Genomic DNA, 23,795 nt, shown 5'->3' with positions numbered 1-23,795 from the left:
CCGAGGTGTTTTTGCGAACGTTCAGAGTTTCTCGACGAGTTGCCCTGACGGACAACAGCCAGCGCCCGCAGCAGGCCCGTTCGCGAGCCTGCATATAGCGGAGTATGGACGGTTACACGGCAGCGTTATTGGCACCGGTAGTCATGTTCGCCTCAGCAGCCTCCCGAGAAGCCAACTGCTCATGGTCGATCTCGCCACAATCACCCATGGCCTGATATTTCTTGCGCAGGATCCGCAGTTCTTTCTGGTCGAGTTTGTCCAGATTCAGCAAGGCGTTCTGCGCCTCGGTCGTCACGCGCAGCAGTTCATTGATCTTGATGTGCAACTCGTCGGTGTCACGGTTCTGGGTGTTCTGCACGAGAAAGACCATCAGGAAGGTGATGATGGTGGTCGAGGTATTGATCAGCAGTTGCCAGGTGTCGTTGTAGTGAAAAAGCGGTCCCGTCAGGCCCCACAGGGCGATCAGGCAGATAGCCGCGATAAACGTCCTCGGGCTGCCAGCCCACCTGGATAAGGCATGTGAGAACCTGGAAAATCTCATGACGCGTGCTCCGTGATAGGGGTGTTAATGGATGGACCACGGCGCGCCGCTGAAATTTCTTGTTACATGCATTCTGTGTAAAAAGTCTCTCTTCATTGGCCAGCGAATAAAATTCCGGAATTTTTTTCCCACGCTACGTTCTGTTCTTTCAGCACTGCCTGGAGGCCATGAGCGATGACACAGACCACCCATTTCAAGATCGACTACCTCATCCATGGTCGGTACAAAACCTTCTACATCCATTCCCGGGCGATGAATCAGGATGAAGCGTTGCATTGGGCGACCATCGATGCAGGCTTGTGCCAGATACCCAAGCCTCGGGCCGATAAAATCCCCCGTCTCAGCCGTCGTCAGGCCGAGCAGTTGGGGCTCACGGATGTGGAGTGGAAGTCAGCCTGACTGACACGGTGTAAAAAATCCTGCGCTAGACAGTGTTGTGGTGCGCGTCAGGATGACTAAACCTCACTAACAGTAGGGTGATTTAAAAACGATAAACAAAGACTAACGCTCCTTATATCAATGCTGAATAATCAACGCGCAGGTTCTAATTTATTCAGTAGAAAACGCACTACTTTATCTACTGACCCACTAGCGACGAACAGTTACATTCACGAAGACTATAATCAGGAGCCCGTGATGAGGGACCATCCCCCGCAATACGATTTTGCCCATTGGTGGAACACCGAAGGCCCTTGGGTAGAGGAGCCGAATGTACGTCGTAGTGGCACCAGTGGTGTACAGCGGGTGACTCATGAAGGTTCCATCGTCTATGTAAAGCGCCAGACCGGACATCTATATCGTAGCGCCCGATATCCCTTCGGCAGGCCCACGGTACTGCGTGAAGGTCACGCCCTGGCCAGCTTGTACTCACTCAATGTCACCGCGCCCAACCCGGTGTTCTATGGCGCCAGGAAGGTCGATGGCGTCTGGCAGGGGCTGTTGGTGACCAAGGACCTGGGCGAATTTCAGGATCTTGATAGCTGGTATGACGCCGGTGGCCATGAACGCTATAGCCCGGAAGAACATATGCGCTTGTTTGAACAACTGGCCTTCCTGCTGTCGCGCATGCATCTAGGGCGCTGGCAACACGGGTGCATGCGCTCCAAACATATATTTGTCAAAGTGCAACCGACCAGTGACGGCCCGAACTTCCAACTGGCCTTACTTGATCTTGAAAAATCCCGCAGGCGCTTCAGTTCACTGCGTGCCGCGCGCCACGATATCTTCCAGCTGCGTCGTCATTCGCCCTGGAATAATGAACAGTGGCAACACTTCCTCGGACACTATGAAGCAGAGCTGGGTCGCAGCCTGGCGAAAGGGGCAATTGCTTAGTCTAGTCAGACCTGCCCTTCGCGAGCCCGGCCAAGGCCGGCCTCGCAGGCCGGAACTTAGTTCGCTTCCACGTACTTCTTGAAGTTTTCCAGAATACTCTGCCAGCCCTGCCGCTGCTGTTCGAGCGAATGCTGCGACTCGGCATCAAAGCTCACCCGCACCGTCACGCCCGCAGGCGTCTGGGCAAATACAACCTGTGCACGACGTTCGCCAAACCTGTATTCGATCAACTGCTGTTGCACAATCCTGGTGTAGGTGCCGGCGAAGTCAAAACCCATGCTGCCGTCCCTGGCTTCCATGCGTGACGAAAAGCTGCCGCCTACCCGTAGATCGACAGTCGCGGCAGTGGTGTGCCAGTCGTCAGAGGCGGCGTTCCATTGTTTGATGGCTTCGGGCGATGTGTAAGCCTGCCATACGCTGGCGATGGGGGCAGCCACTGTGACTTCAACGCTGATGTCCATGGCGTTGTTTCCTTTTATTTTTTGAAGGGATAAAAAGAATAGCCTTCGATACGCTGACGGCGAGGCCTGTTGGCAAATCTGCGTCGATGCTCTTTAGTAGGCAGGGTATTCATTGAGTGGACGACTTATGGACAAGCGTTGTGTCGCACCGCTATGGCTGATGCTGGGCATCAGCGCTCCGACCCTGGCCGCGCAGCCTGATCCCAAGGCGCTGGCCGCACTGCAACAAACGGGTCGCTATTTGCACGCATTGCCTTACTTCACCCTGGACGTCGAGAGCTTTACCGACCGGATAGTCGAGACCGGGCAGGTCATCGAAACGCCCTCACGCACAAGGGTACTGTCGATACGACCGGACAAGTTGCAGGTGACAGTTGACGCGCAACAGTTCTTCTACGATGGCAAACACTTCACCTTGCATGACAGCGCTAGCGGACATTACGCGACTATCCAGGCACCTGCGGGGATTGATCCGCTGTTCGACCAATTCACCGACCGCTATGGCATCGCCCTGCCCCTGGCCGATCTGTTCCAGTGGGACGCCAGCACCGCCAGCAAGGTCGGCATTGACGGCGCACAGCTGATCGGCAAAGAACGTATCGGCGATCAGACCTGTACCCATTACGCCTACCGGCAGCCGAGCATCGACTGGCAGCTCTGGGTCCGCGAAGGGGCTAGGCCGCTGCCATGCCGGTTGGTCATCGTGCGCAACGACATCAACGGTTTGCCGCGCCACAGCGTGAATTTTGACTGGGATATCAACCGGCAGCCTGCCAGCAGCGCCTTTACCTTCAACCCCCCTGCGGGCGCCAGTGTCGTACCGCTGAAGAGTTTCGAGCAGGCGCCAGGGAGTTAGACAGGCGACAGGAATATTGTGGGGCCGGCTTTAGCCGGGAAGGCGTCGACAGGAGCGATATATTTCTATCATCTGTTTCATCGCTTTCCCGGCTAAAGCCAGTCCCACAGATCCAGCATCACCCGCGAAACAAAGGAATGCCCCACGGCGCGCCGATATTGCCGCCGTCGACCACAATCTCCGCCGCCGTCATGCCCGACGACGCATTGGATGCCAGGAACATCACCGCCTGGGCCAGCTCATCCGCCTCGGCGAAGCGGCCCATGGGAATACGCGGGGCAATGGCTTTTTCCGTGGCATCCACCGTTGCCCCGGCGCGGGCGCCACGGGTCCAGATCGGTGTGCGGGTGGCGCCGGGAATCACGCTATTGACGCGAATGCCCTTGGGCGCCAGTTCAGAGGCAAAGACCTTGGCCATTGAAGTAATCGCGCCTTTGCTCGCCGAATACGCCGACGAACCCGCCGAGCCCAGTTCACGCATGACCGAGCCATTGAGGATCACCGAACTGCCCTCTTTGAGCAATGGCAGCACACCCTGCACGGTAAAGAACACTGACGTCAGGTTGGTGCGCAGAATCGCCTCGAAAGCTTCCAGGGTGGTACTGCCCAATGGCGTCGGCCCGGAAATACCAGCGTTGGCGAATACCACATCAAGGCTGCCAAAGTGCTCCTTGATAACGCTGACCACCTGATCGATCTCGGCCAGATTATTCACATCGGCCTTGATCGCCAGTACCTCACCGCCCAACGCCTGTACGGCGGCGTCGAGCTTCTCCTGGTCGCGACCGGTAATGGCCACGCGGGCACCATTTTCAATGAGCAGACGTGCGGTGGCCAGGCCAATACCACTGTTGCCGCCGGTGATCAGTACCGTTTTGTCTGTGACAGTCATGGTCGTTTCCTTCAACGAACTCAGCGAATAGGATTACAACCATACTCCTATTTAATATTACGTCTATACTCCAATAATCGAACCGGGCGAAAACGCCTGACTGGAGGATTGGATGTCACGGTCTCAGGCTGACAAAGCCGCCATACACGAAGAAATCGTCCACCTGGCCGCCGAGCGTTTTCGCGAAGTCGGCTTGAATGGCATTGGCGTGGCCGAGCTGATGAAAGCGGCAGGCCGCACCAGTGGTGGCTTCTACAAACATTTCGAATCACGGGAAAAACTGGTGGAGGAAGTGCTGGCTTCGGTGTTCGAAAAACGCACCGAGGCGCTCAAGGCCTATGTGGACTCGGCAACGCCACGATCCCTTGGCGATCTGGTGGACAGTTACCTGAGCCAGCGCCACAAGGACGCTCCCGGCAGTGGTTGCGCCCTCGCCGCGCTGATGAACGATGTCGCCCGCAGCAGTGAGCCGATCCGTGCGTTGTATACCGAAGAGGTACGCAGTGAGTTGGCGATGCTGACCCGGTTGATGAACCATCCAGAGGCGCGTGCTCAGGCGTTATTGACCATGTGCACGTTGGCAGGCGCCATCGGCCTGGCCCGAGCGGTGCAGGATGAAGCGTTGGCGGCGGAGATTCTCGACACCGGCAAGACGTTGCTCAAGATGTTGGAAGCATGATTTGAGACAGACGCAAATTGAGGGATTGCGCTGCCCCCTGATCCGACCGCTCAAACCGCAACGGCGTCACCGACACCCCGCCATTGATCACTACAAAGGTCTCGCTGCCCGGCGCATCGCCGCGATCATGGCGTTCGATATTCAACCAGTAATAGTTCTGCTCACGCATATCGGTTCTGGCGGTGATATTCAGGCTGTCCATGCGCCCCGCCCCCTGGCCAGTGACCTGCAACGGCCCGGCCTGATCAGCGGGAACATCCGGGAAATTCACGTTCAGGCAGACTGAAGCGTCCCAACCCGCTGCCAGCAGTTGGCGGATAATCCCTGGTGCCAATTGCCGAGCGGTATCCCAGCGTACGGCATCGCGACGGGTCAGGGCCTGGCTCAGGGCAATCGATGGAATCCCCAGTAACAACCCGGCCATGGCCGCGCCGACAGTACCGGAAAACACCGTTTCCACCCCCAGGTTGGCGCCTTTGTTGATACCGGACAGCAGCAGTTGCGGCGGACTGTCCATCAAATGGCGCAAGGCAATGGCAACGCAGTCGGCCGGCGTACCGGACACTGAATAGCGCCGTTCGCCACGGGGGGTGATCCGTAACGGATGGTGAATGCTCAAGGCGTGGGAGATACCGCTCTGGTCATGGTCAGGCGCCACGACCCAGACCTCAGCGGCCAGTTCATGAGCGACCTCGAGCAAAGTCGCCAGCCCCGGTGCGTCGATACCGTCGTCGTTGGTGATGAGGATGCGTTCAAGGGGTTTGCTGTGCATTGGGGGCCTCGCGCAGGAAAGACATGAGCCTTGCATTAAAGCGCAAAAACCAACCCACGGTGGGACCGGCTTTAGCCGGGAAGACGATATGACAGCCGATAGAAATATACCGGCAATACCTGCCCCTTCCCGGCTAAAGCCGGTCCCACATCCCGTCATTTCCGAGCGGTAGCCAACTCCGGCCCTTGCCATCCACCACCCATCGCCCGAAACAACGTCACCGCCGCCCGGGTCGAGTCCGCTTGTGTGCTGTTGAGCGCGTCTCTGGCCGTCAGCAGCTCACGATTGGCATCCAGTACATCCGTCAGGGGGATGGCCCCGGACTTATAGGCGGTCTCCGACAGATCCCGTGCCCGGGTCAGAGCACCGACTTCGCCGTCCAGTTCGTCACGCCGCTGTTCGGTCTGGGACAGCGTCATCAAGGCATTTTCCACGTCCTCACACGCCCTGAGCACAGACTGGCGATACTCGGCCAGGGCTTTGGCGTTGGCGCCCCTGGCCTGTTTGACCTCGGCGTCGATCTTGCCGAAGTCAAACAGGCGCCAGCGCACCAGACCACCAATGGACGGTTGGAAGGCGCTCTGGGTAAACATGTGATTGCCGGTGATGCTGTCAAAACCCAATGCCCCGGACAGCGACACCTTCGGATAGTAATCGGCAATCGCTTCGCCGATTCGCTCGTTTGAGGCGGCCAGGCGGCGTTCGGCGGCAATTATGTCCGGGCGCCGGCGCAGTACATCCGCGGGTGCGACGCTGCCAGCAATCGACGGCAGTACCGGGATCAGCGACGGTTGCGCCAGTTCCTGCGCAGAACTGCCGGGTTGGCGCCCCATCAGCACATCAAGGCGATTGAGCTGGGCCTCCAAAGCAATGCGCAACAGCGGCACGCTGGCCCGGGCCTGCTTGAGCAAGGCCTGGGCCTGGGCGACCTCCCGTTCGTTGACATCTCCCAGGCGCTGACGAACCTGCACCAACCCCAACAAATGCTCATCGGTGCTGATCTGATCGGCGGCTACGGCCAGCCGCGCCTGATAGCCACGGATCTGCACATAAGCATCCGCTGCCTCGGCCACCACGCTGATGCGCGTGCCCAGATGCGCAGCTTCAGCGACCTGAACCTCGTCATCGGCCGCCGTAGCGCCACGACGCAAACCACCGGCCAGGTCCAGCTCCCAACTGGCTGAAGCACCGGCCGTCAGCTCTTTCTGGTTACGCTCGTAACCGGGCAGATTACGCCCGGTCGAGCCCAAGGGGCTTTGCAGGCTCTGCCGCTGTTTGGTCGCGGAACCGACCGCATCCACGGTGGGATACAGCTGCGCACCTGCGGCCTGGGCCACGGCCCGCGCCTGCTCGACCCGTGCCAGGGACACCGCCAGATCGAGGTTCTGCGCCAGCACCTGATTGACGATACTGGCCAGTTGCGGATCGTTGAAGCCTTGCCACCAGGTGGCCAGGTCCACGCTCGACGAGGTGACCTTGGCCTGTACAGGGTTATGAAACGGCGCAAGGGCGGTATCGGGCGCCTTGTAGTCGGGGCCGACTGTGCAGCCAGCCAGCACCGCCAGGGCAACCAGAAGTGGCAACAAGGCCTTGCGTCCCGGCACCTTCAGGGCATCGGCAACGTTGAAACTGAGCGAGCTGGACATCAACGTCTCCCGTGGAAGTATTTGCGGATAAAGATGTAGAACGCCGGGGTAAACAACAGACCGAAGCCGGTCACGCCAAGCATCCCGAAAAACACGGCGGTGCCCAGTGACTGACGCATTTCCGAACCGGCACCGGTGGCCAGGGTCAGGGGCGCGACGCCGAGGATGAAGGCCAGAGAGGTCATCAGGATCGGCCGCAGCCGGGTGCGAGCGGCATGCACCGCGGCCTCTACGGCTGTCGAACCCTCGTCCTGCTTCTGCTTGGCGAACTCGACAATCAGGATCGCGTTCTTCGCCGCCAGTCCTATCAGTACGATAAAACCGATCTGGGCGAGGATATCGATGGGCATGCCCCGGAAAATCAGGCCACTGATCGCCGCCAAAATGCACATCGGCACGATAAGGATGATCGCCAGGGGCAGCCGCCAGCTTTCGTACTGGGCTACCAGCACCAGGAACACAAAGAGCGCTGCTGCGGCAAACACCACCAGGGTCGGCGTGCCTTTCTGTTGTTGCTGATAGGCAAGCTCCGTCCACTCAAAGCCGATGCCTTTAGGCAGTACTTGCTGGGCCAGGTCTTCCATCTTCAACAGCGCGGTACCCGTAGCCACGCCTGGAGCCGCAGCACCCTGCACTTCAGCGGCCGGGAACAGGTTGTAGCGCGGCACTCGGTACGGAATGGTGTTGTGCTCGATGCTGGCCACGCTGCCTACCGGAACCATCTCACCGGCATCGTTACGCACTTTCAAACGGGTAATGTCTTGCGGTGTACCGCGGAAAGTGGAATCAGCCTGGGCCACCACCTGATAAGTCCGGCCCAGATAGTTGAAGTCGTTGACGTACTGCGAACCCAGGTAGACCTGCAGGGTCGAGAATACATCCGACGGTTTGAGACCGACCTTCTCGGCCTTGACCCGGTCGATATTGGCGAAGATCGACGGCGAACCGGCATTGAACAGGGTGAACATGCCAACGAAGTCCGGATCCTTGCGTGCTGCCGCAACCAGGGTATTGGCCGCATCAGCCAGAGCTTTGGGCCCAAGGCCTGCGCGGTCTTCGAGCATCAGCTTGAAGCCGCCCGAGCTGCCCAGGCCCTGTACTGGCGGCGGTGGAATGCTCAATACATAGGCATCCTTGATCACCGACAGGCGCCGACGCAGATCCGCCAACACCGACTGCGCCGTCAGGCCGGGCATGTCGTGGCTGTAAAGCGATGGCAGGCCGGTAAATACCGTGCCGGAGTTCGATGCTACGGTGGAGGTCGTCGCATCCAGCCCCACGAACGGCGCGATATGTTCGATACCGGGGGTTTCCAGGGCGATATCCATGACCTGGCGTACCACTTTTTCGGTGCGATCCAGGGAGGCGCCGGGCGGCAACTGCACGATGGTGATCAGGTAACCCTGGTCCTGCTCGGGGATGAAGCCGGTGGGTGTGCTATGGAATTCCACGGCAGTCAGGCCGATCAGGCCGACATAGACCAGCATCACCAGAGCCAGGCCACGAGCCAGACGGCGGGTCAGGTTGCCGTAGCCGAACGACAGCTTGTCGAAACCCCGGTTGAAGCGCCCGAAGGTGGCGTCCATGGCCCGGCGAACCCCCTGGAAACGCCCGGTGTCAGGCGCGGACTTGGACTTGAACAGCACCGCGCACAGCGCCGGGCTCAAGGTCAGGGAGACGATGCAGGAAATGATCGTCGAGGCGGCGATGGTCACCGCGAACTGCTTGAAGAACAGCCCGGAAATCCCGCTGAGGAAGGCCGCCGGGACGAACACTGCACACAGCGTCAGGGCGATGGACAGCAGCGCCCCACCCACTTCATCCATGGTGTGGTGTGCCGCCTCGACGGGCGACATGCCGTCGTGAATATTACGCTCGATGTTTTCCACCACAACGATGGCGTCGTCGACCACGATCCCCACCGCCAGTACCAGGCCGAACAGCGACAGGTTATTCAGCGAGATCCCGCACAGGTACAGCACGGTAAACGAACCGACCAGAGAGATCGGAATCGCCACCACCGGAATGATCGTCGCGCGCCAGTTCTGCAGGAACAGGAACACCACCAGCACGACTAGGATGATGGCCTCGAAAATGGTCGTGATCACTTCATGCACGGACTTGCCGATGAAGATGGTTGGGTCATAAATGATGCTGTACGCCACGCCCGCCGGGAAATCCTTTTTCAGCTCTTCCATGGTGCTGAGCACCGAGTGTTCCACATCCAGAGAGTTGGAACCCGGCTGCGCGTAGATCAGCAGCGCGGCGGCGTCACGCTTGTCCATGAAGGAAGTCGAACCGTAGTCCACTGCACCGACTTCGACGCGGCCGATGTCGCCGATACGGGTAACCCGGCCGGTGGAATCGGTCTTGACCACGATCTGAGCGAATTCCTCAGGTTTGCTTAGGCGCCCCAACACCTCGACGTTGAGCTGATAGGCTTCGGCGGTCTTGGTCGGCGGCTGATTGAGCACACCGGCAGACACTTGCAGGTTCTGCTGACGCAGTACTGCCAGGACTTCACTGGCACTGAGGTTATAGGCCGCAACCTTGTCCGGATCTAGCCAGATACGCATGGCGTACTCGCGACCGCCCTGGAACTGCACATCCCCTACCCCCTGAATCCGCGCCAGCACATCCTTGATATGCAGGGTGGCGTAGTTGGACAGATAGAGGGTGTCCTTGCTGCTGTCATCGGAGAACAGATGCACGGCCAGCAAGATGCTTGGCGTCGACTTGCGCACCTGGACACCGAGACGCTGAACATCGTCGGGCAGCCGGGAAATTGCATTCTGCACGCGGTTCTGGGTCAGGTTCTGGGCAACGTTGAGGTCGGTGCCGATACGGAACGTCACCGTGATCGTCAGCTTGCCGTCGCCGGTGGACTGACTGGTCATGTAGATCATGTTCTCGACGCCGTTGATCTGCTGCTCAAGCGGCGTGGCCACGGTCTTGGCGATGGTTTGCGCCGAGGCCCCGGGGTACGAGGTAATCACCTGGACTGTCGGCGGCACGATTTCCGGATACTGGGCCACCGGCAGCACGAACAGCGCGCCCAGTCCGATCAGGGTAATGAAGCAACTGACCACCACGGCAAAACGCGGTCGATCAATGAAGAAGTGCGCGATACGCATGTCGGTCAGTCCTTCGCCAGAGCATTGTCGGGTTTGATATCGGCGATCTTGACCTTCACTTTTGCACCGGGCGGCGCATAGACCAGGCCGCCGATCATGACCTGGTCAGTGGCCTTGAGCCCTGACTTGATCACCCGCAGGCCGTCACGCATATCGCCCACTTCGACAGGCCGTGGCGCGACGACACTGTCCTCACCCACCGTCAGTACGATGAAGTGCGACTGGTCCGGTAGCACGGCGGCGTCGGGTATCAGCATGGTCGGTGCGGGCGCGGCAGCAATCACCCGCACCCGGGCGAACTCACCAGGCGTCAGGCTGTTGTCCGGGTTGCTGACCGTGGCTCGGGCATGAATGGTGCCGCTGGAACGGTTCAGGCTGTTATCGATGAAGTCCAGGGTGCCCGCGGTCGCATAGTCATGTCCGCCACCGGCGGCGATCTGCACGCTCTCGGCGGCATCACCCTGGCGCTTGCTCTTGAAGCCCTTGTATTGCTGGTAATCGGCTTCGCTCATGTCGAAGTCGAGATAGACCGGATCCTGGGAAACGATAGTGGCAAGCAGCGTGGTCGGGCTGCCTGCGGCGCGGCTACCGGCGACCAGATTGCCCACCGACACCAGATGATTACCGATGCGCCCGGAGAATGGTGCGACGATCTGGCAGTGATCCAAGTCGAACTGGGCATCGCGGATCTGCGCATTGGCATCGGCGACGGCGGCCTCGGCCTCCTGCCAGTCCGATTTGCGCTGCTCCATATTCTGCACGGACCCGGCCTGATTGCGCGCCAGCTCGTCAGCGCGGCGGAATTCGCTCTTGGCATAATCCAGGCGCGCCGCCGAGCGTTGCAGCAAGGCCTTGGCCTGGGCCAGGCGAATCTCGTAGGGCACCCGGTCAATGGAGAACAGCAGCGTGCCCGTCTTGACGATCTGGCCATCCTTGAAGTGGATGCCGATCAGAGTGCCACCGACCTGGGCCCGCAGTTCGACCTTGTCCACCGCAGAGAACTGGCCGAGGAAGCCCAACCGACTGTCCAGGTCTTTGATCAGTGGCCGGCTGACCACCACTTCCGGCAGTTGCGGCGCGTCGGCGGCCACAGCCTGCTCGCGCTCGCCCGCCACCATGAACAGCCCCACTCCGATGACGGCCGAGAACAATCCCGCGCCTGCCACCGCCCCGACTATTGTTCGCTTGCGCAGTACTGGTTTCACTGACATTCCCCATATCCAAGATTCGGCAAAAGTTACGGATGCAACCCAGGCCCTGATTACCATTGATGCTAACCATCATCATTAAGAGTGTAAATATGTCGATCATAATCTAAACACTTGATCTCTCATCAACGAAATTGATACGAGGGGCGAAAATTCAGGTCGAAAGTGGGGTAAAACGGCTGATCTGTTCGATGAACTGATGACGGAACCAGACCTCGGACGCGGCCAGGTTCTTACCTTCCGACCAGGCCATATGCAGGTCGAAATGGTCGGCAAGGTGGTCAGGCAAGTAATCGATCACGATGCCTGCTCCTTGCAAATGACGGGCTTCGATATCAGGGATGATCGCCACCCTGTCGGTCCCGGCGAGGATATGATCGAGGCCATCGGCGCTGGCCAGTTCCAGGGCAACCTTGCGTGACAGGCCCACGTTGGCGAGTTTTTCATCGAGCTGCTGTTCAAGTCCGGCGCCATAAGGCACTACCACATGGGCTCGCTGGCTCAGTTCATCGGCCGACAATACCGGTGCGCTGTCACTGGCCCGCACCAGCACACTGCTGCAACGCGCCGCCGCCTGAGTTACCCGGCCCTTGGTCTTCAAGGCAAAATAACCCAGCTCAAGCGACACCGACTCGGCAGGCAGGCGCTCACTGATCGACCCCGGATCACGGCGCTCGACGGCAATGCTGATACCCGGCGCACCGGCGAGGATCGGCTTGAGCAGCCCCGTCACCAGGGTCGACCCTACCCCACCACTGAGGACAATGCCGAACCGCGCCTGGCACTCTACCGCCGTAAAGGGTTCGTTCTTGCTCACGGCGGCATCGATCAGCTCCAGAGCCGGGCCAATCAACTGGGCAATCTCGATGGCTTTGTCCGTGGGGCGCACGCCATGACCCGAGCGGACAAACAGCGGGTCGCCGAACAGCGTACGCAGGCGCCGCAGTGAGGCACTGATCGCTGGCTGTCCTACCAGCAGCTTATTGGCACAACGGGTGACATTGCGCTCACGCATCAGCGCGGCAAACACCACCAATAGATTCAGATCCATGGAATGCAGATCATCAAGCATGGGAAAAATGAACCATTGCGCTTTCTCGACTTCAAAGATTACAACTATAATCTTTAGGTTCGCCAGACAGCTTGTCAATCGATTTCACGCTATACGCGGGTTTGGATTGCCCTGACAATCCGGTCGCTGCCGTACCATGAGGTCACTATGAAAGTCACCAAAGAACAGCGCTTACTCAACAAAGAGAAGATCCTGACCGCCGCCTCCCGACTCTATCGGGAGCACGGTATCGAGGGCATCGGCATCGGCGAACTGAGCAAATCCGTGGGCCTGACTCATGGCGGTTTCTACCGCCAGTTCCCGTTGGGCAAGGAACAACTGGTCAGCGAAGCCATCGATCGCACCTTCGATGAATACCGCGATCGCTGGCAAAACCAGCACAGCATCAGCGAGGTGGTGCAGGACTATGTCACCCGGGAGCATCGCGACAACCAGCAGGACAGCTGCCCCATCCCCACCCTCGCCGCCGACGTTGCCCGTATCGGCGGCAGCGCCAGCGAGGCCTACACCAGAGGCGTGCACCGCCTGCTGGCGACGCTGATGGAGAAACAGGGCGACCTGGCCGACGGCGCCTCCGAAGAGCGCGCCCTGCAGATCCTCGCCTCTATCTCCGGCGCCATGATCATCGCCAAGGCCAGCAGCGACCCGGGGCTGACAGATCGACTTATGGCGGCGGTGGTCAAGCAATGGAGTTGAAGCCGCCGCGCGCCTTGTGCTTTGAGTGGGACCGGCTTTAGATGGGAAGACGGAGTGACAGATCATAGACATGTATCGCTATACCTGTGCTTTCCCGGCTAAAGCCGGTCCCACAATCGGCGCCGATCAATTATCCCGATCGCAGTTCTCGCCAATAGTCGTGTAGTTCACCACCTGCCTGACGCCCATGGAGTCCAGGTAGGTCATACTGGACTTGACCACGCCGCAGGCCGATCCCGAGCCTTCGTTGATGGCCAGCACCCTGGCGATGTCCAGATGTTCACCGTACCTGTACTGACTCGATTGGATCACTTCCTGGGCCTGGGCGGCAAAGGCGCCGAAGCTGAGGGCAGCGAACAGGCTGGCGATACTGAGGTTCTTCCAGTTCATGAGTTTTCTCCGGGTAATCAACGAGTAGGTCGAGGCGGCGTTGTTTGCCTCGATGTACCTATTGAGCACCCGTGAGGTATCCACCATGTGTCCGGCCTCCCCGGCTTTTTGCATTGTTTTGTATCGTGCCTGCAGCAGATACAGTGCGATACAAAGGCCGCAGGCAAACCCGCTTCGCCTCGGTAGACTGCACGGCATATCAATGAATACAGGGGTTTCAGGCAGATGGATCACGTCGATCACATTCTGATTGTCGATGACGATCGCGAGATCAGGGAGCTGGTAGGCAACTATCTGAAGAAAAACGGCCTGCGCACCACGGTAGTGGCAGATGGCAGGCAGATGCGCTCCTTTCTGGAGTCCACGCCGGTAGACCTGATCGTGCTTGATATCATGATGCCTGGCGACGACGGCCTGGTACTCTGTCGCGAATTACGCGCTGGCAAACACAAAGCCACGCCGGTGTTAATGCTCACGGCGCGCAATGACGAGACCGACCGCATTATCGGCCTGGAAATGGGCGCCGACGACTACCTCGTCAAACCCTTCGCCGCCCGTGAACTGCTGGCACGGATCAATGCCGTGCTGCGGCGTACGCGGATGCTGCCGCCCAACCTGATCGTCAGCGAAAGCGGCCGGCTGCTGGGCTTCGGCAAATGGCGCCTGGACACCACCGCCCGGCATCTGCTGGACTCACAAGGCACCGTGGTCACCCTCAGCGGCGCCGAATATCGCCTGCTGCGCACCTTCCTCGACCATCCGCAACGGGTCCTCAGCCGGGATCAGTTACTCAACCTGACCCAGGGCCGCGACGCCGATCTGTTCGACCGCTCCATCGACCTGCTGGTCAGCCGCCTGCGCCAGCGCCTGCAGGACGACGCCCGCGACCCGGCCTATATCAAGACCGTGCGCAGCGAAGGCTATGTGTTTACCTATGCCGTGGCAATCCTCGGGGACGCCTCATGAGCCTCAGGCTGGGCTGGCCACGGACCCTGGCGTCACGCTTGTCGTTGATCTTCCTGATCAGCCTGGTACTGGCCCACGGTCTTTCCTTCGGCTTGCAGTACTACGAGCGTTACCAAAGCGCAATGACTCTGATGCTGGGCAATCTGGAGCAGGATCTGACCACCAGTGTGGCAGTGCTCGAACGCCTGCCCGCCAATGAACGCCAGGCCTGGCTGCCGCGCTTCGACCATCCCAACTACCGCTACAGCCTGGATACGGGGCAGCCCGGCACGCCCATGGACATGAGCCGTGCCCTGGCCTCGGTGCGCTCCATGCAGGCGACCCTTGGCCGTGACTATGAGTTGAGTTTCACCGACATTGCCGACAGCCATCCGCACTATCAGGCCCATTTGCAACTACGCGACGGCAGCCCGTTGACCATTGACGTGCGTCCGTCCATCACGCCCCTGTCACCGTGGCTGCCGCTGTTGCTGCTGACCCAATTGGCGTTATTGCTGGCATGCACCTGGCTCGCGGTACGCACGGCCATTCGTCCGTTGACCCGACTGTCCCGCGCCGTGGATGACCTTGACCCCAACGGCCAGGGCATACGCCTGGATGAAACCGGCCCCACCGAAGTGGCGTACGCCGCCGTCGCCTTCAACACCATGCAGCAACGTATCGCCAGCTACGTCAAGGAACGCATGCAGCTGCTCGCGGCGATTTCCCATGACCTGCAAACCCCGATCACCCGCATGAAACTGCGCGCAGAATTCATGGACGACGGGGTCGAGAAGGACAAACTGTGGAATGACCTTAGCGAGATGCAGCATCTGGTCCAGGAAGGCGTGGCCTATGCCCGCAGCATGGACAGCTCCAGCGAAGTCAGCCACCGGATCGACATGGACTCGTTCCTCGACAGCCTGGTGTTCGACTATCTGGACATGGGCAAGGATGTGCAACTGGGCAGCACCAATGGTGCGGTGATCGATGCCCGCCCCCATGCCTTGCGCCGGGTCCTGGTGAACTTGCTCGACAACGCCCTGAAATTCTCCGGTGCGGCCCGTATCGAGCTGTTGACCCAGCACGATAATAATATTGCGATACAGGTCCTCGATCGCGGCCCCGGTATTGCCGAAGCCGAGCTCAATGAAGTACTCAAGCCGTTCTACCGCGTGGAAAGCTCACGCAACCGCGACACCGGCGGCACCGGCCTGGGCCTGGCGATTGCCCAACAACTGACGCTGTCCATGGGAGGTACGCTGAGCCTGTATAACCGCGAAGGCGGTGGGTTATGTGCGCAGGTAGTGCTGCCGGGGTAATTGCCAGGGCACTACCCATAACTATCTGCATGAAATGAGACTTGCGCAGGAGCCGGTTTGTCGGATCGCCGCCCCGTGGCGATCAAGTACCAGGCGCTCACATGGCGTCAGCTATCGCCAGCAGGCGTGACCCTGCGGGTCCGGCGTTTGCCGCATAACAGTGCAAGGCCAGGTTTACCGTGAGCGCAGTCGGTCGTTTACCCGCAAATCAATAACTCACTCCCCAACCACCCACCCAGCAAAGCCCCGGCCTTCGCCACGCCTTGCGCCTCGCCCAGTGTCTCGACCAGCCATTCACACAACCGGGCAAAACTGCCGTCGTCCTGCACCTTCAGCAACGCCTGATATTCAAGGGCATCGACGGTGCGCAGCCGCGAGGTGAACTCGCGGCGCCAGATCATCACCCCGCCCGCCTTGTCCAGCATCTCACTGGCCGGGACAGTCTGCCGGGCGCATAACGCCGACCAGATCGCCTCGGCATTGGTGGTCAGGGGATGCAGTTGCAGCGACGGCGTGAATGGCAGGCAGGCATTGTCCCAATCCAGGTCGGCCAGGGCCTGCACAGGCAGTGGCTGAGCATCTTCGGCGACGAAAGCCTGAGCCAGGGCTTGCTCGATCCACGCCAATTCATGAATGTCGGGGTTGTCGGGATAGCGCAGGCGCAAGGTCTCGGCAAACCCCTCGGCGTAGGCATCCAGGGTCCAGGCATGGGGTGGGCAGCGATTGATATGGGCGATGGCAGCGTCGCGAAATTCGTCAGCACCCAGCCAGGATCGCAGGTGCACGAAGGCGGTTTCCAGGCAGCCCATCAACTGTGCCCGGTAGTTATTCTGATACACCGCCAGCCCCGCAGCCGCGCCAATACGCTCGGCAGCTTGCGGTGAAGCCGCTACCAGCCAGCGTTGAAAATCCTCCTGTATCTCGGCAAGTCTCATACGCCCGCTCCAATGCGCCGTGCCATAGCCAGTTCGTCAAGCAACTGGCCAAGGGGCGGGATATCGTCGTCGCGCTCGATCATGGTCGCCACCGGTCCCAACCGGGTCATGGCCCGGGCATATAACGCCCAGACTTCCTCACATACAGCACGGTCGTGGGTGTCAATCAACAGTTCAGGCCCCTGGCTATGCCCGGCCAGATGCACCTGCCGTACGCATTCCAGAGGAATACCGTCGAGAAATGCATCGGTGGCAAAACCATGATTACTGGCGCTGACAAATACGTTATTGATGTCCAGCAGCAGCTCGCAGCCTGTGCGTCTGCACATTTCGCTGATGAACGCCCACTCGCTCATAGCCGCATCGGCGAAGCTCAGGTAGCTGGACGGGTTTTCCAATAACAGGGTGCGTCCAAGCAGCTCCTGGGCCAGATCGATATTGGCGCAGACGATCGACAGGGCCTCTTCGGTATAGGGCACGGGAAGCAGGTCATGGGAATTGAAAGCGCCAATACGCGACCAGCTCAAATGATCGGAGACGAATAGCGGTTCTATCTCTTGCACCAGGGCTTTGAGCCGCAATAAATAGTCACGATCCAGGCCATCCGCTGATCCGATGGACATCGAGACACCATGCAGGGCCACCGGATAACGTTGGCGAATCTGCCGCAGGATATGCCGTGGCTGGCCGCCTGGGACCATGAAGTTCTCGGAAATGACTTCGACAAAATCCACCCCTACCGAGCCTTCGAGGAAGTCGCGGTAGTGCTCGCGACGCAGACCCAGGCCGTAGCCGGAAAAAACTACGGCCATCAGCGTGCCTCCTTTTCTTGCAACAGACTTTGAATCGCCTGCTCCTGCTCTGCATAACTGCCTTCACCGAAATGGCTGTAGCGCACCTGCCCCTTGGCGTCGATCAGATAATGGGCGGGCCAGAACTGGTTATGGAAGGCGTTCCAGATGCGGTTTTGACTGTCAATGGCCACCGGATATTCGATTCCCAACTGGCGCACCTGCTGGCGCACGTTGGCACTGATTTTTTCGTAGGCATATTCGGGGGTATGTACGCCGATCACTACCAGGCCGTCGGCCGCGTATTTCTTCGCCCAGGCATTTACATAGGGCAGCGCGCGCCGGCAATTGACACAGTCGTAGGTCCAGAAGTCGACCAGCACGACTTTGCCGCGCAGTGATTCGGTGCTCAGCTCCGGGGAGTTCAGCCATTCGACGGCCCCCGCCAGGGATGGCATGGCTCCCTGGCCCGTTGATGAAACGCTGGCAGCACCCAGGCTGGCGAACAATGCCAGGGCCAGGCTGATCCCGGCCAGGGTCAACAGGATCAAGGCGCGGGCGCGTCCTTTCACCCGTTTGATGAACACATAAGCTTGCATAATTCACCTGCAGGACTGAGTAACAACTGCCGGGTTGCGCCAGACACGCAACCCGGCGGCCAGGCTTACTTCGGTTCGGTCCAGGTGCCACCTGCCTTCAAGCATTCGGTCTTGGTCTTCACGACCACGCCCTGGCCCTTGCAGCTGTTGAGGCCCTTGCAGTCATTCTTGGCTGTGGCACACAGGCTTTCGCCCTTGCAATTATTTACGCCGTAGCAGCGATCCAGTTGCTCGGCATCGGCGGCAGACGCGCCGACAGTGAAGGAGGCCGACGCCAGGGCAAGCAGAGCGGCAGAGGCTGCCAGGCTGAAACGGGAGGTGGTGCTGATGGTCATGGTGTTCTCCGGGGTTGTTTAGGTTGGTTTACAGCGATACACATTGTCGTGATGGCTCTGAAAAAAGATCCGCAGGAGCCGCCTGGGTGGCGTTCGAGTGCGAAGCGCCCGCAATAACGCTGGTGAATTATCCGACGCCATCGCCAGCAAGCCGGCTCCCATAAATCTCATTCCAATTCATGTAATGAGTTGCACAACACGCCTATTTCACAGCCAAGGCCGCCTCTTCAATCACCTTGGCCACCGCCTCCGGCTGGGAGATGTACACCGCATGGCTGGCCTTGATTTCGGTGATGTGGGAACCGGCGCGCTGGTACATCCAGCGCTGCAGGTCCGGACTCAGGGCGTGGTCATCGGTGGCGACAATCCCGTAGCTGGGTTTGTTGTGCCAGGCTGCGGCCCAGGACTGGGTGCCAAAGGTGGCGGCGGTAGCGGCTGGCTGGGAGGCGGCCATGAAATCCGTGCGATTGCTGGTCAGGTCAGCGGCGAAGTCGCTGGCGAACTTGCTGCGATCAAAAAACAGATGGCCGTCCCGGGTCGGGCGCACGTCATTGCTGGGCGCGGGCATGGAACCGAGCAACTGGCTCATGCTTTCGCCGACTTCCGGTTGCAGCGCGGCGACATACACCAGCGCCTTGACCTTGTCCCGCACGCCGGCAAGGCTGATAACGCCGCCGCCGGAGCTATGCCCGACCAGCACCACGGGGCCGACCTGTTGATCAAGGATCTCCCGGGTCGCAGCGACATTGTCATCCAGGGAGGTGGCGGGCTGTTGCACCACGGTGACTTTGTAGCCCTTGTGAATCAGGATGTCGTGAACCACCCGCCAGCCCGATCCATCGACGAATGAGCCATGAACGATGACGATATTCTTGGCCCCGACAGGAGCCGCAGGAGCGGCGGCAGAAGCCAGGATCGGCGCGGCCAGGGCCATGACGCCCAGGGCCAGTTTGGAAAGCGTACGCATAATGTTTCTCCAGGCCGGCGAGGCCTATCGAGTAGTAATGGTTGAGCTGTCAGGCGCTGCGCAGACGGCTGCGCAGGCGAATCAGCAGTCGGTCAAGGGACCAGCCTCCGCCGCCGTACACCACCAGGGGCAGGAGCAAGCCGATCCAGGTCAGGTGCGTCGGCCAGGCATCCGGATAGACGAAGATCTCGATCACTGCGGTCATGGCCAGCAGCCCCGCCGCAGCCGGGCGGGTCAGTAAGCCCACCAGTAGTAACAACGGCAGCAGGTGTTCAGCGTAAGTAGCCAGGTGCGCGGCGAGTTCCGGAGACAGCAGCGGTAGCACGTACTCGGTGCGGAACAGCTCGTAGGTCGAGGGTTTGATTGTCAGCCAGCCGCTGACCTTGGTCCGCCCCGACAGGAAGAACACGGAGGCCATGGCCAGGCGGGCAACCAGCAATAACATGCTGGGCACGCCACCCATTACGGCTGTTCCGTCAACGAACCATAGCCCTTGGGCGTCTTGATCTGGGTGCAGGTGCCCTTCTCCACCAATACCCAGGCATTACCCTGATAGTCCGCCTTGGCGGTGGCCGCACACGACGTTCCGGCACCGGCGGCACAATCGTTGTGCCCCGCGAGGGAGACGCCATAACATTTTTCCATGGCCTTGGGTGCGTCTTCGGCATGGGCAGCACCAGCCATGGCGCCGAGGGACAGAGCGACGGTTGCAGCGAGGGCGGCGTAGGTGTGTTTCATGATGTTCTCCAGCAGGGATTGAGGTTGAACCGGCAGCGCCTTTCGGTGAGCAGATTCAACCGCAATGCTGTATCCCTTCTGTGTCCCCGCCCCCCCCTGGACTCCCTGCTGATGTATCTAGGCTGCGCTGACATACACTGCGATACAAAGTCGCTGAAGAACCTGACCGCAGAACGCACAACGCCCCGTGGATTGCGGGGCAAGACCTGAGGGTGCCTATCGAGGTGCACCTATCGCCGCCAGGGTCTGACGAATCCCCTCGCCGTAAGGGGTCTTGTGCAGCGGCCCGAGCAACTGCTGCAAGGCTGTATCGTCCATGATCAGCGGCTCGCTCAGCAGGTAGTGCATCTCCACCATCTCCCGCACCATGGGCTTGAACAGGCCGATCAGGCGCAGCAACGTCTTGCCGGCGACCCGGAGTTTGAGTGGCCTGCCGGTCTGGCGCTCCATCTCCCGGACAATTTGCCGCTGCGAGGTGACACCCGCACCCGCCAGGTTCCAGATCTTGCCGTAGGCGGCTGGCGTATCCAGCAGTCGAGCCACAACCGGGCCGACGTCGGGGACAAAGACGAACTCGTGGGGCGGGTCCAGAGGCCCGACCATCTCCGCCGTGCCGCCGTTGACCGCAGCCACTGCGGCACCGTGCAACAGACTGGCCGTCACACCGGGACCGTAGAAGTCCGGCAAGCGCAGGACCGTGGCATTGATATGACCATCTGCGTGGGCCTGCATCAGTAACTCCTCCTGGGCCTTGCGCATGCGGCCCTTGAAGGTATGCGGCGCGCGGGGCTGATCCTCCCGCACCGGATTGCTCAGCGCCCTGCCGTAGGGATACACGGTGCCGATCAGCAGAATATTTTTGACCCCGGCGGCGATGGCGCCAACGAGGGTCTTGCGCATCAGTTCCGGGTGCAGCTCGAACTGCCAGTAGTTGACCCCAACCATATAGATCAGAGTCTCGACGCCGGTGGCTGCGGCCTGCACCGACTCCGGCGAATCGGGGTTCCAGGTGAAGATCTCGGCGAGGGGATCCCCGCCGAAGGTCTGTTTCAGGCTCGCTTCGTTTCGGCCCACCACTCGATAGGTTTCTCCCTTGCGCGAAAGCGCATCGGCAACGGTTTGGCCAATGACGCCGGAGGCGCCGAACAATGCTGTTTTGGGCATGAAGACATTCCTGAAGCACTAGATTGCGTTCAGCTTGCTCAATTGACGATTAAATGAAAATTGCCTACAAGTGCATTCCCTCTAAACGAAAATGTATAGCATGAACAACAGCGAACCCAACTGGGCGTGGTACCGAACATTCCTCAAGGTGTTGGATACGGGTTCCCTGTCCGCTGCCGCCCGCGCCATGGGCCTGACCCAGCCCACCGTGGGTCGACATATCGACAGCCTGGAAGCGGCGCTGGCCTTGAAGCTGTTTACCCGCTCCTCCGACGGCTTCGCGCCCACGGACGCGGCCCTTGAACTGCGGCCCTGCGCGACGCAGCTGGCATCCACTGCCGCCGCCCTGCGCCGAATGGCCAGCAGCCATGGCAGTGGTGTGCGTGGGGTAGTACGGGTGACCGCCAGCGAAGTGATCGGTGTCGAGGTGCTGCCGCCGATCCTTGCCGCGCTGCACGAAGAACATCCCGAGCTGATCATCGAGCTGGTGCTGTCCAATCGGGTCGAGGACCTGCTGCACCGCGAGGCCGATATCGCCGTGCGCATGGTGCGGCCCATCCAGGATGCCTTGATCGCCCGGCAGATTGGTGGCATCGAAGCCGGCCTGTACGCCCACCAGCGTTACCTGAGCAAGCGCGGTGTGCCGCAGTCATTGGACGAGTTGCCCGGCCATTCAATCATCGGCTACGACCAGGAAAACGCGTTTATCCGCCAGTTTCAACAGCAATACCCGGTGTTCTCCCGGGCCGCCCTGGCCTTTCGTGCCGACAGCGACCTGGCGCAACTGGGCGCGATACGCGCAGGCCTGGGCATTGGCGTCTGTCAGGCCGCCCTGGCAGCCGGGGATCCGGCGTTGGTGCGGGTACTGAAGAACAGCTTCTCGCTGAGAATGGATACCTGGATCGCCATGCACGAAGACCTGCGGCAAAGCCCACGCTGTGCTGTGACCTTCGCCGCCCTGGTGGCGGGGCTGAGCGCCCATTTGGCCCGTCAATAGGCTGCACCGATCAGCATCAGGTCAGGTCAGGTTAAGGCGTATCCACCGACCCTGGGAGATTTCGTTGGAGCGAGGCTTGCCCGCGAATACAATTTTTCGGTCTCGAAAAATTCAGGGTATTCACGAGCCTCTTTGCAGCCAAGCCTCGCCCCCACAAAAACCTGCGATCGCTCGTCAGAGCCGCGCAGGCGACACAATGATTTTCACGTTGTGCTCCTTGTTATTGACCAGTTCCTCGAAGCCCTGCCCCACGATCTGCTCCAGCTGAATCCGTCCGGTGACCAAGGGCGTGATATCCAGACGTCCGTCGGCGATAAAGGCGATGACGTCGGCGAACTCGCCGTTATAGGCCAGGGATCCCAACACCTGTTTCTCGGTGGCCACCAGTTCGAAGAAGTTGAACTCGCTGGGTTCCTCGAAAATCCCCACCAGCACGCATTTACCGGCCTTGCGGATCAGGTCGATGGCGAACTTGGCGGTACGTTTGTTGCCGATGCATTCGAAGCTGACATCGGCGCCGAGGCCACCGGTCAGGCGTTTGACTTCGGCAAGGGCGTCGCACTCGTTGGGGTCAAGCACGTGAGTGGCCCCCACTTCCTTGGCCTTGGCCTTGCGTGCGCCGGACATTTCCAGGGCAATCACTTGCGCCGCACCGGCCGCCTTGGCGCACATGATGGTGCACAGGCCGATAGTACCCGCGCCCACCACCACGACATTCTGACCGAGCAGGCTGCCGGCCTTTTTCACTGCGTGCATGCCCACGGCCAAGGGCTCTATCAGCGCCCCGGCTTCGGCAGGGAAGCCCGCAGGCAGCTTGTACAGCAGGTTGGCCGGGACATTGACCAGTTCGGCAAAGGCACCGTTGTTCATCAGCCCGGTAAAGGCCAGGTTCTCGCAAATGTTGTACAGGCCATGAGTGCAGTAGTAGCAGGTACCGCAGTGCTGACAGGCATCAGCTGCCACCGGCTCGCCGAGGCTATAACCCTCGACGCCCTCACCCAGTTCAACGATTTCGCCACAGAACTCATGGCCGAGAATGCACTGCCCCTTGATTCCGGTCAGCGGATGCGGTGCGTCCACCGGAATGAATACCGGCCCGGCCACGTATTCGTGCAGATCGGAACCGCAGATGCCGCACCACTGCACGCGAATCTGCACCCAACCGGCGGGAGGTGAACCTGGCAGGGGCACGTCTTCGACGCGAATATCGTTACGAGCGTGCCAGACGGCGGCGCGCATGCTTTTGGTTGGGGTGACTGGAGTGTTCATATTGGATTCTCTTTTTTGTTAGTAGAATTTCTTTCCGTTGGAGCGAGGCTTGCC

At 60.1% G+C, this 23,795-nt stretch carries 25 protein-coding genes and 1 pseudogene; 8 read left to right on the top strand and 18 right to left on the bottom strand.

The features are described from left to right. Nucleotides 1-112: 112 nt before the first annotated feature. Nucleotides 113-541, bottom strand: coding sequence for a low affinity iron permease family protein (locus ACCD02_RS26645; protein ID WP_413308666.1), 429 nt, complete (start codon nt 539-541; stop codon nt 113-115). A 174-nt stretch (nt 542-715) separates the two neighbouring features. Between ACCD02_RS26645 and ACCD02_RS26640 the strand changes: the two genes are divergently transcribed. Then, nucleotides 716-940, top strand: a complete 225-nt coding sequence (locus ACCD02_RS26640; RefSeq protein ID WP_413308664.1) for a DUF6555 family protein — start codon at nt 716-718, stop codon at nt 938-940. A 237-nt stretch (nt 941-1,177) separates the two neighbouring features. After that, the gene (locus ACCD02_RS26635; RefSeq protein ID WP_413308662.1) at nt 1,178-1,873 is read left to right on the top strand and encodes a lipopolysaccharide kinase InaA family protein; all 696 of its coding nucleotides are present in this window, start codon (nt 1,178-1,180) and stop codon (nt 1,871-1,873) included. Between the two features lie 56 nt (nt 1,874-1,929). On the opposite strand, the gene ACCD02_RS26630 is transcribed toward ACCD02_RS26635, so the two are convergent. Further along, nucleotides 1,930-2,334 (bottom strand): SRPBCC family protein, encoded by a 405-nt coding sequence (locus ACCD02_RS26630; RefSeq protein WP_413308660.1) that lies wholly within the window; start codon nt 2,332-2,334, stop codon nt 1,930-1,932. A 127-nt stretch (nt 2,335-2,461) separates the two neighbouring features. On the opposite strand from ACCD02_RS26630, the gene ACCD02_RS26625 reads away from it, so the two are divergent. Beyond that, complete coding sequence (locus ACCD02_RS26625; protein ID WP_413308658.1) at nt 2,462-3,190, top strand: DUF2092 domain-containing protein; 729 nt, start codon at nt 2,462-2,464, stop codon at nt 3,188-3,190. Between the two features lie 118 nt (nt 3,191-3,308). On the opposite strand, the gene ACCD02_RS26620 is transcribed toward ACCD02_RS26625, so the two are convergent. Continuing rightward, entirely contained in the window at nt 3,309-4,082 is a 774-nt protein-coding gene (locus ACCD02_RS26620; RefSeq protein ID WP_413308656.1) for an SDR family NAD(P)-dependent oxidoreductase, read from the bottom strand. 112 nt (nt 4,083-4,194) lie between these two features. Between ACCD02_RS26620 and ACCD02_RS26615 the strand changes: the two genes are divergently transcribed. Beyond that, nucleotides 4,195-4,761, top strand: coding sequence for a TetR family transcriptional regulator (locus tag ACCD02_RS26615; protein WP_413308654.1), 567 nt, complete (start codon nt 4,195-4,197; stop codon nt 4,759-4,761). Here the strand turns inward: ACCD02_RS26615 and surE are convergent. From surE to ACCD02_RS26590, 5 genes are all read right to left on the bottom strand, one after another. Further along, nucleotides 4,742-5,533: a 5'/3'-nucleotidase SurE gene (surE, locus tag ACCD02_RS26610; RefSeq protein ID WP_413308653.1), complete on the bottom strand. Its 792-nt coding sequence runs from the start codon at nt 5,531-5,533 to the stop codon at nt 4,742-4,744. The two genes, ACCD02_RS26615 and surE, sit on opposite strands and share 20 nt — an antisense overlap. Before the next feature lie 155 nt (nt 5,534-5,688). Then, entirely contained in the window at nt 5,689-7,179 is a 1,491-nt protein-coding gene (locus ACCD02_RS26605; RefSeq protein WP_413308651.1) for an efflux transporter outer membrane subunit, read from the bottom strand. Next, complete coding sequence (locus ACCD02_RS26600) at nt 7,179-10,313, bottom strand: efflux RND transporter permease subunit (protein ID WP_413308649.1); 3,135 nt, start codon at nt 10,311-10,313, stop codon at nt 7,179-7,181. The genes ACCD02_RS26605 and ACCD02_RS26600 overlap by 1 nt, the downstream gene beginning before the upstream one ends. A 5-nt stretch (nt 10,314-10,318) precedes the next feature. Continuing rightward, nucleotides 10,319-11,524: an efflux RND transporter periplasmic adaptor subunit gene (locus tag ACCD02_RS26595; RefSeq protein ID WP_413308647.1), complete on the bottom strand. Its 1,206-nt coding sequence runs from the start codon at nt 11,522-11,524 to the stop codon at nt 10,319-10,321. A gap of 151 nt (nt 11,525-11,675) precedes the next feature. Next, nucleotides 11,676-12,593 (bottom strand): LysR family transcriptional regulator, encoded by a 918-nt coding sequence (locus tag ACCD02_RS26590; protein ID WP_413308645.1) that lies wholly within the window; start codon nt 12,591-12,593, stop codon nt 11,676-11,678. A 147-nt stretch (nt 12,594-12,740) separates the two neighbouring features. On the opposite strand from ACCD02_RS26590, the gene ACCD02_RS26585 reads away from it, so the two are divergent. Beyond that, complete coding sequence (locus ACCD02_RS26585) at nt 12,741-13,289, top strand: TetR/AcrR family transcriptional regulator (protein ID WP_413308643.1); 549 nt, start codon at nt 12,741-12,743, stop codon at nt 13,287-13,289. Between the two features lie 126 nt (nt 13,290-13,415). Here the strand turns inward: ACCD02_RS26585 and ACCD02_RS26580 are convergent, their stop codons facing one another. Further along, nucleotides 13,416-13,793, bottom strand: coding sequence for a DUF2790 domain-containing protein (locus tag ACCD02_RS26580; RefSeq protein WP_413308641.1), 378 nt, complete (start codon nt 13,791-13,793; stop codon nt 13,416-13,418). Nucleotides 13,794-13,904: 111 nt separating this feature from the next. Here ACCD02_RS26580 and ACCD02_RS26575 point away from each other — a divergent pair, with 111 nt between their 5' ends. Together ACCD02_RS26575 and ACCD02_RS26570 are read left to right on the top strand one after the other, a co-directional pair. Continuing rightward, complete coding sequence (locus ACCD02_RS26575) at nt 13,905-14,645, top strand: response regulator (RefSeq protein ID WP_413308639.1); 741 nt, start codon at nt 13,905-13,907, stop codon at nt 14,643-14,645. Continuing rightward, a complete protein-coding gene (locus ACCD02_RS26570; protein WP_413308637.1) occupies nt 14,642-15,946 on the top strand; it encodes an ATP-binding protein in 1,305 nt (434 codons plus the stop codon). The genes ACCD02_RS26575 and ACCD02_RS26570 overlap by 4 nt, the downstream gene beginning before the upstream one ends. Nucleotides 15,947-16,143: 197 nt before the next feature. Here the strand turns inward: ACCD02_RS26570 and ACCD02_RS26565 are convergent, their stop codons facing one another. The 8 genes and pseudogenes from ACCD02_RS26565 to ACCD02_RS26530 all read right to left on the bottom strand — a co-directional run bounded on the left by ACCD02_RS26565 (nt 16,144) and on the right by ACCD02_RS26530 (nt 21,475). Beyond that, on the bottom strand, nt 16,144-16,881 hold the full coding sequence (locus ACCD02_RS26565; RefSeq protein WP_413308635.1) for a DNA-binding domain-containing protein: 738 nt from the start codon (nt 16,879-16,881) through the stop codon (nt 16,144-16,146). Next, nucleotides 16,878-17,693, bottom strand: coding sequence for a DUF692 domain-containing protein (locus ACCD02_RS26560; protein ID WP_413308633.1), 816 nt, complete (start codon nt 17,691-17,693; stop codon nt 16,878-16,880). The genes ACCD02_RS26565 and ACCD02_RS26560 overlap by 4 nt, the downstream gene beginning before the upstream one ends. After that, nucleotides 17,693-18,142, bottom strand: a pseudogene (locus tag ACCD02_RS26555) (thioredoxin family protein); the annotation flags it as partial. The gene ACCD02_RS26560 and the pseudogene ACCD02_RS26555, both read right to left, overlap by 1 nt. Nucleotides 18,143-18,336: 194 nt before the next feature. Then, nucleotides 18,337-18,606, bottom strand: coding sequence for a hypothetical protein (locus tag ACCD02_RS26550; protein ID WP_413308631.1), 270 nt, complete (start codon nt 18,604-18,606; stop codon nt 18,337-18,339). Between the two features lie 202 nt (nt 18,607-18,808). Beyond that, complete coding sequence (locus tag ACCD02_RS26545; RefSeq protein WP_413308629.1) at nt 18,809-19,573, bottom strand: alpha/beta fold hydrolase; 765 nt, start codon at nt 19,571-19,573, stop codon at nt 18,809-18,811. A 49-nt stretch (nt 19,574-19,622) separates the two neighbouring features. Further along, entirely contained in the window at nt 19,623-20,036 is a 414-nt protein-coding gene (locus ACCD02_RS26540) for a DoxX family protein (RefSeq protein WP_413308628.1), read from the bottom strand. Then, the gene (locus tag ACCD02_RS26535; protein ID WP_413308626.1) at nt 20,036-20,311 is read right to left on the bottom strand and encodes a DUF2282 domain-containing protein; all 276 of its coding nucleotides are present in this window, start codon (nt 20,309-20,311) and stop codon (nt 20,036-20,038) included. Before ACCD02_RS26535 ends, ACCD02_RS26540 begins: the two co-directional genes overlap by 1 nt. A 216-nt stretch (nt 20,312-20,527) precedes the next feature. After that, nucleotides 20,528-21,475 (bottom strand): NAD-dependent epimerase/dehydratase family protein, encoded by a 948-nt coding sequence (locus ACCD02_RS26530; protein ID WP_413308624.1) that lies wholly within the window; start codon nt 21,473-21,475, stop codon nt 20,528-20,530. 100 nt (nt 21,476-21,575) lie between these two features. On the opposite strand from ACCD02_RS26530, the gene ACCD02_RS26525 reads away from it, so the two are divergent. Next, nucleotides 21,576-22,472, top strand: coding sequence for a LysR family transcriptional regulator (locus ACCD02_RS26525; protein WP_413308622.1), 897 nt, complete (start codon nt 21,576-21,578; stop codon nt 22,470-22,472). Nucleotides 22,473-22,646: 174 nt separating this feature from the next. Here the strand turns inward: ACCD02_RS26525 and ACCD02_RS26520 are convergent, their stop codons facing one another. Next, nucleotides 22,647-23,711 carry a 2,3-butanediol dehydrogenase gene (locus ACCD02_RS26520; RefSeq protein ID WP_413308746.1) on the bottom strand — a complete coding sequence of 355 codons (1,065 nt, stop codon included), beginning with the start codon at nt 23,709-23,711 and terminating at the stop codon, nt 22,647-22,649. Nucleotides 23,712-23,795: the final 84 nt, after the last annotated feature.

This window comes from Pseudomonas sp. Pseusp88, assembly GCF_047303955.1.
Classification (GTDB): Bacteria; Pseudomonadota; Gammaproteobacteria; order Pseudomonadales; family Pseudomonadaceae; genus Aquipseudomonas.
Note: the sequence above shows the minus strand (reverse complement) of the source record. Positions and strands in the feature narration are given on the sequence as shown.